We start from the raw sequence: 16,151 nt of genomic DNA on the forward strand, positions 1-16,151 counted from the left end.
CGGCTCGCCCGCCGACGCCGCCGCGCGCAGCGACCCGAACGCGCGCCGCACCCCGGCCGCCCGCTCCGGCGCCGCGACCAGCCGCGCATACCAGGTCGGGACGGTGAACAGCAGGGTCGGCCGGTGCCGCCGCGCCTGCTCCGCCGCGCCCTCCACGCTCGGCTGCGCCGCCCACAGCACCGCCGCCGCCCCGCAGAACATCGGGAACAGCACGGTCGCGCCGAGCCCGTACGGGTAGCACGCCTTGGCCAGCGAGAACACCACGTCCGACCGCCTCATCGCGAGCGCCCGGTCCCCCATCGCCGCGAAGTACGCCGCCGCGTCGGCGTGCCGGTGCACCGCGCCCTTGGGCTTTCCGGTCGTCCCGGACGTGTACTGGACGTAGGCCGGATCGTCCGCGTCCACCGGCACCGCCTCCGGGACGGACGCGGGCTCGTCGGCCAGGTCGTCCCCCGTCAGGACCTGCACCGACCGGAACCGCCCGGCCAGCTCGGGCGCGCAGACCACCGCGCGCGGCTCGGCGTCCGCCTGCACGTAGGCGTGCTCCCGCTCGCCCTGCTCGGGCCCCGCGAACACCGCCACCGCCCCGATCCGCAGCGTCCCGAACAGGGCCGCGACCAGCGGGACCGAGTCGGGCAGCGCGAGCAGCACCCGGTCCCCGCGCCGGACCCCGGCCGCCCGCAGCACCCCCGCCGCCCGCGCCGCCGCGTCGTGCACCTCGCCGTGGCTGATCGTCCTGTCGCCGGCGTAGAACAGGGGCCGGTCGCGCCATCCGCGGGTGTCGGCGCGACGGGCCAGCACGGACGCGAGGTTGCCTTCCATGTCGTGTCTCCTTCCGCCTGGGAACGACAAGCGGAGGCTACGCCGGGTAGGCATACCGACACGGCCGGTTCATGGCGTTTCGGTCTGAGTCGGTCCGGAATTAGGTCATACCTACAGACGCCCCACCCTGCCCACCCTTGCCCCGGAACGCCGCAGTATGACGCCGCCTCACGGGCCCCGTCCGTCCGGGTTTCGGCCGTCAACCCGTCCGAGACCACCCGGTATTCGGCCCACCCCCACCGCCGTCCGGCGCACGGTTTCGGCCCCTTCCGAAGCCACCGGACACCGACCCCGGCCACCCGCGCGGGCGGACGTGGCGGCCGGACGACGGCACGCGAACGCCGCCTACCGGAGCGGGCGGCGCAGGCGGCACGCGCAGACCCCGCAGGTCCGCGCAGGCGGCACACGCAGGCCGGGCGCAGGTGGCACGCGCAAGCCGCGCAGGCGGCACACGCAGGCCCCGCAGATGGCGCGCGGACGGCACGCGCAAAACGGTCGCGCGCAGGCGGACGTCCCTACCGGGACCGGGTGGACGGCCCTACCGGAGCGGCCGACGGGGTCAGGCGGGGAGGGGTTCCCAGCCGGTGGGGCGGCGGACCAGCAGGTCGCGGGTGAGGAGCGAACCGGCCGGGACGTCCCAGCTCGCGGGGACGTCCGGCTCGGCGGAGCGCTCGGCCGCCCAGACCTGGTCGACCGCCCAGCGCAGCTTCGCCAGCCCGTCCGGATGCCCGGTCCCGGTGGCGACGAAGACGTCGCGCGCGGGGGCGGCGACGACCAGGTCGCCCTCCACGTCCTGGGCGAGCTTGTCGCAGAAGCCCTCGTCCAGCAGCAGGCTCGCCTCCAGCCCGCCGCGTCCGGACGGGTCCTTGGCGTCGGCGGAGCCGAGCGTCACGGTGACGGCGCGCGCGTCCGGGTACCAGCCGAAGCCCAGCTCCGGACGCAGGTCGCGCAGGTTGATCGACGCCTGGCGGGCCAGGTCGCGCGGGTCGATGCCGAGTTCGGCGCAGTGCCGCCGCGCGACGTGCTCGTAGCGGCGGCCGGCCCCCGCGCCGGGCAGCGTCACCGTCCCGGGCTCGGCGGGCAGCTCCAGCGCGTACGTCACGTACACCTCGGCCGCGAACGGCTCGCGGATCGGCTCCTCGCCCGGCGGCAGCGGGAACTCCAGCTGCACGTCGCAGGGGACCTTCGCCCTCATGAGCGGCACGACGAGTCTGCTCCGCGGCTCGGTCACCGGCGAACCTCCTTGCACGGCGGGGTCGGCTGGACACGCAAGTCGATCACCTTACCGGGACGTCCGGGTCCCGGGGGCGGGACACGAGGTCCGGCGGGCCGGCGGGCGGGACGACGGGGAGTCCCGCGGGCGCGCCGTGCTCCAGCAGCGCCATGATCGCGGCGGTGTCCAGGTGCTCGTCCACGAGGTCGGCGACGGTGTCGAGGGCCTGCTCGCGGAGCGCGGCGAACACGACGTCGGACGCGGGCGTGAAGTCGCGTCCGGCGCGGGCGGCGACGTCGGCGAGGAACGCCCGCCGGAACCCGTCGTTCTCCAACGCGCCGTGCCACGTCGTGCCGTAGGTGGCGCCCGCGCGGCAGCCGTCGAGGAACGGCTCCCCGCCGTCCACCGCGACGATCCCGTGGTGGATCTCGTACGCCCGGACGGGCTGTCCGTATGCGGTGCCGGACGGCCGTCCGAGCGTCTTCTCCGGCCCGAAACGCACGGTCGTCGGCAGGAGCCCGAGCCCCGGGACGGTGCCCGCGCCGGACTCGTACGCGTCCTCGATCGTCCGGGCGAGCATCTGGTGCCCGCCGCAGATCCCGAGGACGGGCCGGCCCTCGCGCGCCCGCGCGGTGATCGCGTCGGCGAGGCCGCGCTCGCGCAGCCACGCCAGGTCGGCGACGGTCGCCCGCGAGCCGGGCAGGACCACCAGGTCGGCGTCCGCCAGCTCCCCCGGCGTCGTCACATACCGGACGACCACACCGGGTTCGCAGGTCAGCGCGTCCACGTCGGTGAAGTTGGAGATGCGCGGCACCCGGACGACCGCCACCCGCAGCGTCTCCCGCCCGACCGGCGGCGCGGCCTGCGCGCGCGGACCGTCCAGGGCGAGGGAGTCCTCGGCGTCCAGGTTCAGCCCCGGCCGCCACGGCAGCACGCCCAGCGTCGGACGGCCCGTCAGCGCCGCCAGCTGCGCGAGGCCGGGCGCGAGCAGCTCCGCCGCGCCCCGGAACTTGTTGATCACGAACCCGGCGACCAGGGCCTGGTCGGCGGGCTCCAGCAGCGCGAGCGTGCCGAACAGGGACGCGAACACCCCGCCCCGGTCGATGTCCCCCACGATGATCACCGGCAGGTCCGCGGCCCGCGCGAGGCCCATGTTCGCCAGGTCGCCGCGCCGCAGGTTGATCTCCGCCGGGCTCCCCGCACCCTCGCAGACCACGACGTCGTGCGCGGCGCGCAGCTCGGCCAGGCTGTCGAGGACGACCTCGCGCAGCCGCTCCTTGTGCGCGCCGTACTCCAGCGCGTCCACCTCGGCGACCGGACGCCCGAGCAGCACGATCTGGCTGCGCCGGTCGCTGCCCGGCTTCAGCAGCACGGGGTTCATCAGCGCGGACGGCTCGACCCCGGCCGCGAGCGCCTGGGTGTACTGCGCCCGCCCGATCTCCGCGCCGTCCGCGGTGACCATCGAGTTCAGCGACATGTTCTGCGCCTTGAACGGCGCGACGCGCACGCCCTGCCGCGCCAGCCACCGGCACAGCCCCGCCGTCAGGACGCTCTTCCCCGCGTCCGACGTCGTCCCGGCCACCAGCAGTGCCCCGCCGCGCGTCATCGTCCCGTCCGATCCATGGTCTCCCGTATCCCCGCGATGCCGGCGCACAGGACGGCCGCCGCGGCGGTCACCCGTCCCGAGATCCTCACCGCGCGCCGGATGTCCGCGACCTCCGGCGACCGTCCGTCCCCCAGCTCGGGCCGCTTCTCCACCTGCCCGCCGTAGTTGTTCGCCCCGCCGAGCCGGACGTCCAACGCACCCGCGAAGGCCGCCTCGCAGCGCCCCGCGTTGGGGCTCGGGTGGGACGCGCCGTCCCGCCGCAGCACCCGCCACGCCTCGGCCCGCCGTCCGCGCGGCGCGCACGCCACCGCCAGCAGCCCGGTCAGCCGCGCAGGAACCCAGTTCACGGCGTCGTCGAACCGCGCCGACGCCCACCCGAACCGCTCGTACCGCGCGTTGCGGTACCCGACCATCGCGTCCAGCGTGTTCGCGGCCCGGTAGGCCAGCAGCCCCGGCACCCCGGCGACCGCGCCCCACACCAGCGGCGCGATGGACGCGTCGGAGGTGTTCTCGGCGACCGACTCGACCGTCGCCCGCGCCAGCTCGTCCGCTCCTAGCCCGGCGGGATCACGCGCGCACAGGTGCCCGAGCCGTCCCCGCGCCGCCTCGAGATCACCGTCCTCCAGGTAGCCGCTCATGACGCGTCCCTCACGCCCCAGCGACGTCCCGCCGAGGACGGCCCACGTCGCGAGCGCCGTCACCCCCGCACGCACGAGCGGCCTCTCCCGGACGCCCCGCTCGACAACACAGCCCCCAGCGACCGTCCCGCCCACCAGCACCGCGGTGTACACGACCCCGCGCGCACGAGAGTCGGCGTACACCTTCTTCTCCAGCGCGGAAGCGACCCGTCCGAACGCCGCCACCGGATGCCCACGCCTCGGATCACCCAGCACGGCGTCCAGCGCCACCCCGGCGAGCAGCCCCACGGCCCTAGACGAGACGCGCATCGAGCTCATCCCAGTGGACGTCCAGCCAGTCCTGAGCCCGGCGGATCCGCGCCCCCGCGCCGCCCCGCCACAACCGCGCCCAGGCGCCGCCGCTCTCGGCCCGCGCCCTCATCGCCCGGTAGGACCGCTCGAACCGCAGCCGCGCCGCCGGCAGCAACTCCCGCCGCTCCCCCGCCGAAAGCCCGTACGCGTCGGCGAAGACCCGCATCCGCCGTCCCGCGTCCACGTCGTACAAAAGATCGTCCCGGTCGGCGGGATCGGAGATCGGCGCCCAGTGCCGCAGCGCCGTCACCACGTCGTACATCCGCGTCGTCGGCCGGGCGAGATCGAAGTCGATCAACGCGACCGGCACACCGTCCCGGAAGACCACGTTCTCCGGCGTCACGTCGCAGTGCCCGATCAGCTCCGGCGGCCCGTCCAGGTTCGACGCCGCCACGTCCCACGGATCGTCCGGCCGCGTCCCGTACGACACCACGGCCTCGTGGTACCGCCGCAGCAGCCGTCCGACCCCGGCCAGCGCCTCGTCGCTCACCGCCCACCCGGGCATCGGCCGGTGCGGACACTCGCCGTCCACCCAGCTCAGGATCTCCCGCCCGCGCTCGTCCACCCCGAGCATCCGCGGCGCCCCGTCGAACCCGACCGCCTCCAGATGCCGCAGCAGCCCGTGCACCGCGGGACTGTGCGCCCCCATCACCCGCCGCACGGTCTCCCCGGCGCGCACCACGCCCTCGGTGACATCCCCGCCCTCGAGCGGCACCTCGATCTCCAGCACCACAAGCCAGAACGATATGACCTGTTCGCCCATCCCCAGGCCGTCCACGCCCCGAACCCCCCCAAGGTGACCACACCCCCCGGCCCGACAGTGCGAACACCCCCCGCCTCGCTCTAGACTCCTCTTCCACAAGCGCCCATAGCTCAGCCGGATAGAGCAGCAGACTTCTAATCTGCCGGTCGGGGGTTCGAATCCCTCTGGGCGCGCCACCCACTGACCAGCCAAATCCCCACCCCAGTCAAGATCAACTCCCGCCTACTTCGCCCCGGTTCGCCGCCATGGTTGCTCCGTGGTCGCTCGGCGGCCATCCAAGGCCCCGACCGCACCCGCTGTGACCCACGCCACCCCACGCGACCCGCCACACCACACCACGCCCGTAGGGCCATCTGACGGGCCCGGCGGGAACCCGAACCCGCCCCCACACGTTCAGTCGTGTAAGCGCACGTCAGCCCCGCCGGGACGGCACATCCGGGCGGGCCGACGGGGTCGTCGCAGGCGTTGGTGTTGCGGGCCCGGATCGTGTTGCTGTGCGCTGAGGGCGAGACGATCGCGCGGGTCGCCGAGCGGGTCGGGGTCTCGCGGAACACGGTGTCGAAGTGGCGGTCGCGGTTTCTGGCCGACCGGCTGGACGGCCTGGCCGACCAGACGCGTCCGGGGCGGCCTCGCACGATCACCGATGCGCAGGTAGAGCGGGTGGTGACCGCGACACTGCAGGACACTCCGGGGTCCGACACGCACTGGTCGACTCGGTCGATGGCGGCCTCGACGGGGATGTCACAGTCGACGATCTCGCGGATCTGGCGGGCGTTCGGCCTCAAACCCCGCATCGTCCAGACCTGCAAGCTGTCGAGCGATCCGCAGTTCGTCGACAAGGTCCGCGACGTGGTCGGGCTGTACATGAACCCGCCCGACAACCCGCTGGTGCTGGCGGCGGACGAGAAGTCGCAGATGCAGGCGATCGACCGGACCGCCCCGATCCTGCCGATCATGCCGACCACCCCGGCCCGGATGACCCACGGCTACATCCGGCACGGCACCACCAGCCTGTTCGCCGCGCTGGACCTGTCGTCGGGATCGGTAATCGCCCAGCACTACCGCCGGCACCGCCACCAGGAGTTCCTGCGGTTCCTCAAACTCATCGACGACGCCGTCCCCAAGGACCTGGACCTGCACCTGGTGCTGGACGACTACGCCACCCACAAGACCGAGCCGGTCAAGAAATGGCTGATCCCGCTCCCGCGGTTCCGCCTGCACTTCACCCCGACCAGCTCGTCCTGGCTCAACCTGGTGGAGCGCTGGTTCGCCGAACTCACCAACCGCAAACTCCGCCACTCGGCCCATCGCAGTGTCGTCGAACTCGAACGCGACGGCTGGATCAACTAGTGGAACAAAGACCCCAAACCGTTCGTCTGGACCAAACCCGCCGACGACATCCTCGAAACCCTCGCCGCATACTGCCAACGAATTAACGACTCAAGACACTAGCGAAAATTCTGTCCCCGCCCGGACCTGTCCATGTAACCGCGACGGTCGGTGGCGCTGCTTCTACCACCGGAGCATAAGTTTCCAGAATTCTTCTACACCTTGCACTATGATTCCGCCTCTTCAATCAACTGCTGCATCTGCCCCAGATTAAGAGCTCGAGCCTCCCAAACCATCTCGGCAACATGGTTGAGTATTGGATCCTGCACCACGTCAGCGAGAGCAATTCCGGTCAACGCTGACATCTGCCTTACGGGCAACCCAAGCGCAACACTGCTCCCGACGAGAAATTCGGAAGTCAATTCCCTATCCCCCCTCTCGATCCGAGAAATGGTTGATGGTGAAATATACAGAGCCCCTCCAGTCGTCCGGTGCAGCATTTTAGCCATCGCACTTAGGTCCATATTTCGGACCTCAAACAACTGCACAATAAGGGAAGGTATAGTTGTCTGACCACTTTCACCATAAGAGCTAATTTGAGATAGACCTTCCACTACTTCCAGCGGAAAAGAGCGTACTCGCCTGCGCAGCTGGAGTATTCGATCAAGCGATAGGCCCATAGAAATGCCCACCAGGACGGAAATCCATGGCCTAACCCTCTCATCCATCGGAAGTAGCAGGTCTTCAGGAATTTTAATACCGGCAATCAGCAATAGGTCGACCTCATGAAAATTTAGAACAGGGGCAATTTGACGCACGATCGCCGAACTTGGCGTTTCACCTTCCAACACTGCCCGGAGCTCTACTTCCAACACTCCAGACAAGCACGATAGCGACCGCGCGTCCAGTTCACTGCACGCCATCAGACGTGGCAACACTTTCGAGAAATTCAGATACATAACGAACCGTTCCCTGGCCGTGCATTAGTCCCTCCCCGACTCAAATCGGTTAAAGTAATCCCATTTAGCTCCGCTCATATCCACACCGTGCCGAGAAAATACAGTCCGAGCAACATCCTCCAGGGGCATGTATCCATCGGCATTATAAGGCCAATAATGCCCAGAGAAATGTCGCGAGGAAGACCGCTCGGCGGTGAGGCAGGCGGTGATGGGATCGGGGCGGTACTGGATCGTGCGTAGTCCGTGGCGTAGTGCGCGCATGAGGTGGTCGGGGCTGGTGAAGTGGGTGTTGGCTTGGCTGCTGCGGCGTAGCAGGAACCAGATTCCCTCGACCGGGTTGAGGTTGGGCGCATAGGGAGGCAGGCAGACGACGGTCAGCCAGTCGCTGGCTTCGATGATGGCTCGCAACTGACCGGTCTCGCCCGGATCGGGGCGAGACATATGCGCGCCAGCAGCGCCGACGGCGTCGTTCTCGCACGACGTGCCCGGACGGCTCAGTCTGACGTACCTCAGTCGGGGGTTCGAATCCTCCTGGCCGTGCCACCCTCTGAACTGCGACAACACAAACGCAGTCGTGATTGAGTCCTGTCGACTTTGCCGGGCCGCCCCCGTCATCACGACGGAGGCGGCCCGGCGGTTTTCCGCGTTCTCCGCCTAGTACTACAGCCTGATTTTGTGATGTGGGAGCCAGCGTCGCCAGTAGTGGCTGCTACGGGCTCGGGTCTGGTGTCGGCGGCGTTGTGTGGACCAGGCCAGGACGAAGTCCACGGGGCGGCCGGGGGTGGTCAGGTGTGCCAGGAGACGGCGGATCTCTGCTGGTGAGAGGCGGACCAGGCCGTTTGTGCTTTTGGGGCGTGGGCGGCGGTGACGGCGAGGTAGGCGTGGGCGAGCATCGCCAGCGTGATGTGCCGGTGCCAGCCGTCGAAGCGGCGGACCTGATACTGGTCCAAGCCGACCTCGTTCTTGGCCGACTGGAAGCACTCCTCGATCGCCCAACGTGCTCCGGCGACACCGACCAATTCCTCCAGCGCGGTGCCGGCGGGGCCATGACACAGGTAGTAGGCCAACTCGAGTTCACCCTTGGTGTCTGGGATCAGGCTCCGGCGCACCAGGAGCCATCGCCGGTAACCGGGCTCGGCCTCAAAGTGCACATCGGCCAGCGCCCAGTCATACATCCTCGGGCCCTTGGCGCCGTTTCCGCAGGACAGACGCTTCCATGCCTCAGGCGGAGCGCTAGCAGCCACCGTGTCGGCACGCACATCCCCGGCACGCAGACTCATCGCGACGCTCTGGCTCTTGGGCACCGCGACCACATAGTTCACCCGGCGTTGCTCCAGGAAGCGGCGGAACTTGAAGTCCATCCCATACGCCTCGTCGGCAGTCGCCCACGACGCCGACACTCCGGCGTCCAGCGCCCGGGCGAGCATCGCCTGGGCCAGTACCGGCTTGGTCGCGAACTCGATACCGGCGGGAATGCCAGCCTGGCCGCAGCGCGCCGGGTCGGCCAGCCAGGACTTGGGCAGATACAACTCGGCATCGATCAGCGCCCGCCCCAGCGGAGAGGCGAAAGCCAAGAACACTCCCAGCTGGCAGTTCTCCACCCGGCCCGCCGTGCCGGAGTACTGGCGCTGCACCCCGGCCGACTTGGCGCCCTTCACGGGCGAACCCGGTCTCCACGATCAGCACCGCGTCCCGGTGCCCGAGGTTCTCCACCACATAATCGCGCAGGTCATCGCGCATCCGGCGAGGGTCCCAACGGGCACTGGTCAGCAACCGCTGCATCCGCCCCGGCGACAGATCACCCGCGGCCTCGGCCAACTGCCAGCCGTTCTTGCGTTCTACCGGCGCCAGTAAACCCCTCACATACGCCCTCGCCTGCCGCCGCGGCTCCACCCGCCCGAACCGGTCAACCACCCGCGCCAACAACGCATCCAGCCCCGACACCCACACCTGCAGATCATCAGCAGCCACCACACCCCGAAACTACAGACCCCACATCACGAAATCAGGCTGTAGTACTAGGCCACGACTGATTTCTCGGTGGTCATCAGGTAGCGGGCGAGGATGACGTCGCCGATGGGACGGACTTCGGCCAGTGCCATCCGGTTGGCAGAGTGGTGATGGAAGACGCCTGGGCCCACAAAGCGCGGGGCGTTGGTGTCGCCGACGAAGAACGGGGCGATCACGAGCTGGAGTTCGTCGGCAAGGCCGGCGGTGAGGAACTGGGTGTGGACGGTTCCGCCGCCCTCGACCATGAGTCGCTCCACGCCGCGGGAGGCCAGGTCGTGAAGGATCGCGGTCACCTGGACCGGGTCGCCGGCGTCGACGACGGTGGCGACCCCGCCGAGCGTGTCGCGGCACTTGTCGACCGCCGGGGACGCGCAGTACACGATCTTTTCGACATCGCCGGCGGTGAAGAACTTGGCGGCCGGGTCAAGGTCGCCGCGTGCGGTGAAGGTGACCTTGATGGGGCTTTCCGGCAGGCCGCGCTCGCGGCGTCCCTGGCGGCGGGCTTCGCTGCGGACCAGCAGGCGTGGGTTGTCCTGGCGGATGGTGTTGGCTCCGACCAGGATGGCGTCGACGCTGGCTCGGACGTCGTCAACGCGGTCGAAGTCTTCGTCATTGGACAGCAGCAGACGCTGGTCGGTCGCGTCGTCGATGTATCCGTCCACCGACGCTGCACACGACAGCAGCACGTACGGGCGTTCACTCATGTGAGATCTCCATGTTCGTTGGTGATCAGCTGTTCGACGATCCGGACGAAGTCCTCAGCCGGGTCTGTGGTGACGTTGAGGGCAGTGAAGTCCTGCTCGGAAATCCAGGACCGTAGACGTGGATCCTGAGCGGCGCGGTGGTAGAAGCGGCGTGCCGTCCCACCCGAGCCCGGTAGCGGGATGACTTTCTTGCCGACGGCCAGAGCGAGGTCGATCTCGGTTTGGGTGCCGGCGGCGCCACCGAGGACCAGGACGTACTCGGCATCGTGGATGACGTTGCGGTGTCCGAACAGTCCGAAGGCTTGGGCGATTTCAGGTGGGCGGTACTGGTCGGCGATGTAGGTCACGACCTCGATACCGACCCCGACGGGGCCGTGGCTGACCTGGTAGCCGTTGCTCATGACGAGCCTGGCGAGGCACCGGATGGCCGCGTTGATCACGCTGGCGTCGGTGTCGTGCGCACGGCTTCCGCAGATCGCCACCTTCACACCTCGTGCGGGTTCGGCTTGTTCGGTGGGGCGCGGGCTGCGGTCGTGCTGGGCGGTCCGCAATGCCTCGGGGTTGGTCGGCGCGAGGCCGAGCAGGAGGCGGGCCTGGTCGGGCATTTGTAACCCGTCGGCGATGCGGGTGAGGACTTCGATGTCGGAGACACGGCCTTGGCGGACACCACGGATCCAGTTGGAGATGTCGGATCGGTCGTGCTGAGTCAGCAGTGCCAGTTGGGTCTGGGTGCAGTGGGCGAAGGTGTCCAAGAACAGGCGGAGAAGGTCGGCCACGTCCCGGCAGGCCAGGGCACGTTGGATGTCTTCCCGGCCCCAGAACGCCACCGGGACACTCCCCGGATCGAACACCTTGCGTTTGGTCACGTCGGTCGCGCCTTCGGCTCACACGTGGTCCCGCCCGCGAGCGTAGCGCCGTCAGCCCCAGGCGCAATCCCAAACGGTTGACGGGTCCCGTGGACTGGTTCCACGGGCTGTGGCCACGGGCTCGTTCACTGGGCCGAACGGCCGAATCACCGGAAGGTAGGGCTCAGTAGGCAGCGTCACAAGGTGTGGCGGGCCGGGAAGGAGTCCTGATGGACGCCCAGAACAGCGGGGGCCTGGTGGTGGCCGTCGAGAAGATCGTCGCGGCACGCGGCAGGGCGACCCAGCCGTCGGACGGCGGCTCGTCCGGCAAGTCCGACATCAACGACGGCTGACCGAACCTCATGATCGACGATCTCATCGTCGAGGTCCTGGGCGGGGACGACTTCCTCGCCCAGGACCTGGGCCGCGCGCACCGCGTCTACCCTGCTCCCAAGGATGAACAGGACCGCTTCGCTGGCCTGCTCACCTGGAGAGCGCTGAACCAGCTCCTCGATACCCACCGGTTGGAGCCGCCCCGGTTTCGGCTGGCGATCGATGGGACCACGGTTCCGACCTCGGAGTACTGTCAGCGCCGCACCTACCGGCGGATGCAGCCATGGGAGGCTCCCCAGCCGCATCTGGTCGCCGAACAGCTCCGCGCCGGTGCCACCCTGGTCCTGGACGCGATCGAGGAAATGCACCCGCCGATCCGCAACCTGGTGTGCGGACTGGAGCGGCACCTGCGGACCGGTGTGCAGGTCAACTCCTACGCCTCGTGGACGGCCACCGAGGGCTTCGGCGTGCATTGGGACGACCACGACGTCATCGTCCTGCAGATCTCCGGCGCCAAGCGGTGGCGCATCTACGGACCCACCCGGCCCGCGCCGATGTACCGGGACGTCACCTTCGAAGACCAAGCACCCAGTGAACCCATCGACGAGTTCACCCTGCGCGCGGGAGATGTGCTGCACGTCCCCCGCGGCTGGTGGCACGCCGCCGCAGCCTCCGCCGGCAAACCGTCCCTGCACCTGACCTGTGGCCTGGCCACCCACACCGGAGTCGACCTGCTCGCATGGCTGGTCGATGAGCTCCGCGCCGAGCACGCCATCCGCCAAGACCTTCCGCGGCCAGGCGACCAGCACGGCCAAGACTCCTGGCGGGCCCAGGCCGCCAAGCTCGTGCAGGAGCGCCTGAACGACCCGAAACTGATCAGTGCCTACTTCAACAGCCGCGACGCCGCCTACGGCGCACATGGCGGCTTCTCGCTCCCCCACGCCGTCGCCGAAGCCCTGCCGACCGACCCGAGCCTGTCGGTGCAACTGGTGACCCCACGCGCCGTCACCCGAACGGGCGGCGACACGGTCACGCTCGAGGCAGCGGAACAACGCTGGATCCTCGACCAGCGCGCCGCGCCTGTCCTGCGCATTCTCACCACCGGCCAGCTCACCACGCTGGGCTGCCTCGCCGAACGATCCGCAACCCCTCTGGAGGACATCGCCGGCCTCATCGATCAGCTGCTTCGGGCCGGGGTCTTGGCCGTGTGGGAGCCGTGATGGCGCTGCTCGGCTTGGGAACCTACCGCTGCCGCGATGTGTCCGCCGCTGCCCAGGCGGCCATCGCGGCAGGGCTTCCCCTGATCGATACCGCACCCGTCTACGCTCACGGCACCGCCCAAACCCACCTGGGGCGCCACCTGATCAACCATTCCCAGGTGCGGGTGTCGAGCAAGGTCGGGCACATGACCCGTTCACAGGCAGCCGCCGCGCGAGTCGCGGGCGTCGTCACCGTCCAGCAGGCCGAGCGCGGGCACTGCCTCACGCCCGACTACATCGACCATCAACTGGCCCAGAACCTGGCCGAGCTTCGGCGAAGTCGGCTGGACCTGCTCTATCTCCACAACCCTGAGCACGACATCCACACCGACCGGCAGCATCTCATGCACCAGATTCGTGATGCGTTCGAGGCCTGCGAACGAGCCGCCCACCAGGGCCGCATCACCGGATACGGCATCGCTACCTGGAGTGGCTTCTCAAGCAGCGCCTTCACCGTCCCGGAACTGCTCGCCGCTGCACGGCAGGCCGCCGGCGGCCCCGACCATCACCTCGCCGCAATTCAACTTCCGGTCAATCTCGTGCAGCTCGCCCCGCTCTCCCAGTCCCTGAAGGGAGGGGGCCCCGTCGCGCAGGCAAGCCATGCGGGACTTGAAGTTTGGGCGTCCGCGCCGCTCAACGGTGGTGAACTCACCACCTTGGTCAGCCAAGAACTGGCCGAGCTGATCGGACCAGGGCTGTCGCCCAGCGGAGCCGCACTGACCGTGGTCGCCTCCACCCCAGGTATCACCGGCGCCCTCCTCTCGGCCTCGACTACGGCACACTTGCAGGACGCACTCGTCACCTTCCAACGCCCACCGCTCCAGCCCGAGCACCTCCGGGAGATCTGCCGTGTTCTCCGAACCTGACGACCCCGCCGTTCGAGAACGCATGCACACCGCCTTCACCACCGCAGCCGGCGAACTCCACTGTGCTCGGCTCCCAGAGGCCCCATGGGCATGGGGGCACGGCGGTCGTACCCTGGGCACCGCCGTCCTCGACGGCCCCAACAAAGCGTGGCTCCGTGTCATGGAGACGCTGGCGCACAAGCGCGGCGGCAAGCTCTGGACCGGTACCGCCCAAGCAGCCGACGCCATCCCCACCGGCATCCCACGCCCCCGACTCCTCCGCAGCCACGAATGGACCCGCGGAGACCACGCCTACCGCGCAGAACTCACCACCTACGTCGCGACGCCAGTGTGCTCGACCACACCCGCCTTGACCGCTCCCCTTGAGCTGCCCGACTCATGGTTCGGACGCCTCCGCGAAGCAGTGGAGACCCTGTCTGCTACCCCCGCACCGCCAGGACGCGGCCCAGTCATCACCCAGGACTACGTCCACCGCGCCCTACCCCGCTACGTCGGGGCGGCAGAAACAGAGACCACCGTCCACCGATGGAGCCTGGCCCACGGCGACCTCCACTGGGCCAACATCACCGCACCAGAACTCAACATCCTGGACTGGGAAGGCTTCGGCCCCGCCCCCCACGGATTCGACGCAGCCCACCTCCACGCCTACACCCTCCCCACACCCGACATCGCCGCCCGGGTACGGGACACCTTCGCCGACACCCTGCACACCGACGAGGGCCGACAAGCCGAGCTCATCGTGGCCGCGATCATCCTCCAAGCCGCCGACCGCGACCCCGTCCACGCCCACCTCGCCCCGCTGCTCAAAGAACACATAGCTAACCTCCGCTGAAACCAGGCTTGGGCGCTCATCCGCCCGACCGAGCGGGCACATACCTTGACGCGTGTCCGAAAGCGGGCGGAGCCCTGTCCTCTGGGTACGACTGGGCTCAAGCCCGACGTTCTCAGCAAAGGCCAGGACACCCAGCTCGCCGCAGTACCTGCCGCCACTCAGGCCTGGTGTCCACCGATACGTCGTCGAACGCGCCGTTGGCCTACTCCACTGGTTCCGACGCTTGCGCATCCGTTGGGTCACCCGCGACGACATCCACCAAGCCCTCACGACACTGGTCGCAGCCATCATCTGCTGACGACGTCTCGTCCGCTACGTAGCCGAGGGGCTGGATGCCTGCGTGGCCGGTGGAGTGGATGTTAGCCGGCACCTGCGTGCTCGCTAAGCAGGCGTTACTGGGCCTTCCGCCCGAACACCGAACCTCCATCGTGTTCGTTCGCGCCCGAGACGTCCGCCGCGCCATCGCCTCAGGCCTCCGCCCGTCCCTGGGAACTGCGTAGGTTGGATGAGGTACTCGGCCCCCGAACCCACCGTTCCTGACGGCCAAAGCGAAAGGCTCCATGGCTGAATCACTGGCCGGCGCCCCCAGCCTCGCCGACCGCGCTCAACAGATCCTGCACACCGCATGCCAAACCGTCGGGCTGGACCACCGTGGTGCTGAACTCCTACGGCTGCGCAGCAACGCCGTCTACAAGCTCAAAGACCCGATCATCGTGCGGATCGCCACCGCACCCACCGCCGCCGAGTGGCTGCCCGCCGTCCTGGCCGTCACGCGCTGGCTCGACCAACACGGCTTCCCCACTGTCCGACCAACCGACCACATCACCGACCAGCCGCTGATGTGCTCTGGCGTCGCCGTCACATTCTGGGACTACGTGCCGGCCAGCGACCTCCCCTCCACCACCAGCGAACTCGGCCGCCTCCTACGCGACCTGCACGCCTTCCCCACCCCACCGATCGCGCTCCGGCGCCTAGTCGATCCGTTGGCCAGCCTCCGCGCCAACCTCCAGCAGCATCCCGACAACCTCACACCCAGCGAACGCGGATGGCTGAGCCACCACATCACCGACCTCACCGAGCAGTGGGAGCAGCTGCCGTTCGTCGGGCCTCCCGTCCTCCTGCACGGCGACGCCTGGATCGACAACCTGTTCCGCCACCGTGATGGCCATGTCATCCTGGGTGACTGGGACAGCGTCGCCCTCGGCCCCCGCGAATGGGACCTGATCCACAGCCACCACGGCCAGACCCGCTTCGGCCTCAACCAACACGACGTGGACGCCTTCACCACCGCCTACGGCCACGACCTACGCGCATGGCCCGGATACGAGACCCTCCAACGCATCCGCGACCTCTACGCCGTCAGCATCCACATCCGCAACGCCCACGGCGACCCCTTCTCCCACCAAGAACTCAGGCGCCGAATGCGCTCCCTCATCGAAGGCACCACCGACCGCTGGTACATGAAACCCACCTGACCGCGAAGCACCCAGGCTCACCCTGAACCTTCAGTGCCTGGGCTCCCTCGTTTCACGGCCACGTGACCTGAAACGACCTGGCGGTCATCTGGGAAGGATCACCTCGCCCTCACCTCATCCGCCGGAGTTTCCGGTGCCGCGCCGTG

General features: G+C 69.1%; 14 protein-coding genes, 1 tRNA gene and 2 pseudogenes. 7 read left to right on the top strand and 10 right to left on the bottom strand.

Annotation, left to right across the window (positions count from 1 at the left end; translation table 11 throughout):
* The 5 genes from DZF91_RS18160 to DZF91_RS18180 form a co-directional block, all read right to left on the bottom strand.
* Positions 1 to 822 (bottom strand): AMP-binding protein (locus tag DZF91_RS18160; protein ID WP_147341198.1); only part of this gene is annotated, 822 nt, incomplete at its 3' end.
* A 559-nt stretch (positions 823 to 1,381) separates the two neighbouring features.
* Positions 1,382 to 2,053 (bottom strand): DUF1444 domain-containing protein, encoded by a 672-nt coding sequence (locus DZF91_RS18165; protein WP_117358650.1) that lies wholly within the window; start codon positions 2,051 to 2,053, stop codon positions 1,382 to 1,384.
* A gap of 46 nt (positions 2,054 to 2,099) precedes the next feature.
* A complete protein-coding gene (locus tag DZF91_RS18170; RefSeq protein ID WP_117358651.1) occupies positions 2,100 to 3,641 on the bottom strand; it encodes a cobyric acid synthase in 1,542 nt (513 codons plus the stop codon).
* Complete coding sequence (locus DZF91_RS18175; protein WP_117358652.1) at positions 3,638 to 4,588, bottom strand: cobalamin biosynthesis protein; 951 nt, start codon at positions 4,586 to 4,588, stop codon at positions 3,638 to 3,640. Before DZF91_RS18175 ends, DZF91_RS18170 begins: the two co-directional genes overlap by 4 nt.
* Complete coding sequence (locus tag DZF91_RS18180; RefSeq protein ID WP_235834386.1) at positions 4,572 to 5,408, bottom strand: phosphotransferase enzyme family protein; 837 nt, start codon at positions 5,406 to 5,408, stop codon at positions 4,572 to 4,574. The genes DZF91_RS18175 and DZF91_RS18180 overlap by 17 nt, the downstream gene beginning before the upstream one ends.
* A gap of 84 nt (positions 5,409 to 5,492) precedes the next feature.
* On the opposite strand from DZF91_RS18180, the gene DZF91_RS18185 reads away from it, so the two are divergent.
* A tRNA-Arg gene (locus DZF91_RS18185) sits at positions 5,493 to 5,569 on the top strand.
* Between the two features lie 277 nt (positions 5,570 to 5,846).
* Positions 5,847 to 6,845, top strand: a pseudogene (locus tag DZF91_RS18190) (IS630 family transposase); the annotation flags it as partial.
* Positions 6,846 to 6,949: 104 nt separating this feature from the next.
* Here DZF91_RS18190 and DZF91_RS38965 read toward each other — a convergent pair.
* The 5 genes and pseudogenes from DZF91_RS38965 to DZF91_RS18210 form a co-directional block, all read right to left on the bottom strand.
* Entirely contained in the window at positions 6,950 to 7,594 is a 645-nt protein-coding gene (locus tag DZF91_RS38965; protein ID WP_147341199.1) for a helix-turn-helix domain-containing protein, read from the bottom strand.
* A gap of 111 nt (positions 7,595 to 7,705) precedes the next feature.
* Positions 7,706 to 8,245 (bottom strand): transposase, encoded by a 540-nt coding sequence (locus DZF91_RS18195; RefSeq protein WP_158587970.1) that lies wholly within the window; start codon positions 8,243 to 8,245, stop codon positions 7,706 to 7,708.
* A 145-nt stretch (positions 8,246 to 8,390) separates the two neighbouring features.
* Positions 8,391 to 9,652, bottom strand: a pseudogene (locus tag DZF91_RS18200) (IS701 family transposase).
* A 47-nt stretch (positions 9,653 to 9,699) separates the two neighbouring features.
* A complete protein-coding gene (locus tag DZF91_RS18205; RefSeq protein WP_117358655.1) occupies positions 9,700 to 10,395 on the bottom strand; it encodes a RibD family protein in 696 nt (231 codons plus the stop codon).
* A complete protein-coding gene (locus tag DZF91_RS18210; protein ID WP_147341201.1) occupies positions 10,392 to 11,261 on the bottom strand; it encodes a hypothetical protein in 870 nt (289 codons plus the stop codon). Before DZF91_RS18210 ends, DZF91_RS18205 begins: the two co-directional genes overlap by 4 nt.
* Before the next feature lie 209 nt (positions 11,262 to 11,470).
* Here DZF91_RS18210 and DZF91_RS42700 point away from each other — a divergent pair, with 209 nt between their 5' ends.
* The 5 genes from DZF91_RS42700 (at position 11,471) to DZF91_RS18230 (ending at position 16,005) form a co-directional block, all read left to right on the top strand.
* Entirely contained in the window at positions 11,471 to 11,593 is a 123-nt protein-coding gene (locus DZF91_RS42700; protein ID WP_268915952.1) for a hypothetical protein, read from the top strand.
* A gap of 9 nt (positions 11,594 to 11,602) precedes the next feature.
* On the top strand, positions 11,603 to 12,793 hold the full coding sequence (locus DZF91_RS18215) for a cupin domain-containing protein (RefSeq protein WP_117358657.1): 1,191 nt from the start codon (positions 11,603 to 11,605) through the stop codon (positions 12,791 to 12,793).
* Positions 12,793 to 13,698, top strand: a complete 906-nt coding sequence (locus DZF91_RS18220) for an aldo/keto reductase (protein ID WP_117358658.1) — start codon at positions 12,793 to 12,795, stop codon at positions 13,696 to 13,698. The genes DZF91_RS18215 and DZF91_RS18220 overlap by 1 nt, the downstream gene beginning before the upstream one ends.
* 349 nt (positions 13,699 to 14,047) lie before the next feature.
* Positions 14,048 to 14,530 (top strand): hypothetical protein, encoded by a 483-nt coding sequence (locus tag DZF91_RS18225; protein ID WP_147341202.1) that lies wholly within the window; start codon positions 14,048 to 14,050, stop codon positions 14,528 to 14,530.
* 560 nt (positions 14,531 to 15,090) lie between these two features.
* On the top strand, positions 15,091 to 16,005 hold the full coding sequence (locus tag DZF91_RS18230; RefSeq protein WP_117358660.1) for a phosphotransferase enzyme family protein: 915 nt from the start codon (positions 15,091 to 15,093) through the stop codon (positions 16,003 to 16,005).
* The last annotated feature ends 146 nt before the right edge of the window (positions 16,006 to 16,151 follow it).

The sequence above is a fragment of the Actinomadura logoneensis genome (assembly GCF_003428695.1).
Taxonomy (GTDB): Bacteria; Actinomycetota; Actinomycetes; order Streptosporangiales; family Streptosporangiaceae; genus Spirillospora; species Spirillospora logoneensis.

Bases quoted from the DNA above. Each gene is read 5' to 3' on its own strand.
- DZF91_RS18215 (WP_117358657.1), top strand. From the start codon at position 11,603: ATGATCGACGATCTCATCGTCGAGGTCCTGGGCGGGGACGACTTCCTC.
- DZF91_RS18205 (WP_117358655.1), bottom strand. From the start codon at position 10,395: ATGAGTGAACGCCCGTACGTGCTGCTGTCGTGTGCAGCGTCGGTGGAC.
- DZF91_RS42700 (WP_268915952.1), top strand. From the start codon at position 11,471: ATGGACGCCCAGAACAGCGGGGGCCTGGTGGTGGCCGTCGAGAAGATC.
- DZF91_RS18170 (WP_117358651.1), bottom strand. From the start codon at position 3,641: ATGACGCGCGGCGGGGCACTGCTGGTGGCCGGGACGACGTCGGACGCG.
- DZF91_RS18175 (WP_117358652.1), bottom strand. From the start codon at position 4,588: ATGCGCGTCTCGTCTAGGGCCGTGGGGCTGCTCGCCGGGGTGGCGCTG.
- DZF91_RS18230 (WP_117358660.1), top strand. From the start codon at position 15,091: ATGGCTGAATCACTGGCCGGCGCCCCCAGCCTCGCCGACCGCGCTCAA.
- DZF91_RS18220 (WP_117358658.1), top strand. From the start codon at position 12,793: ATGGCGCTGCTCGGCTTGGGAACCTACCGCTGCCGCGATGTGTCCGCC.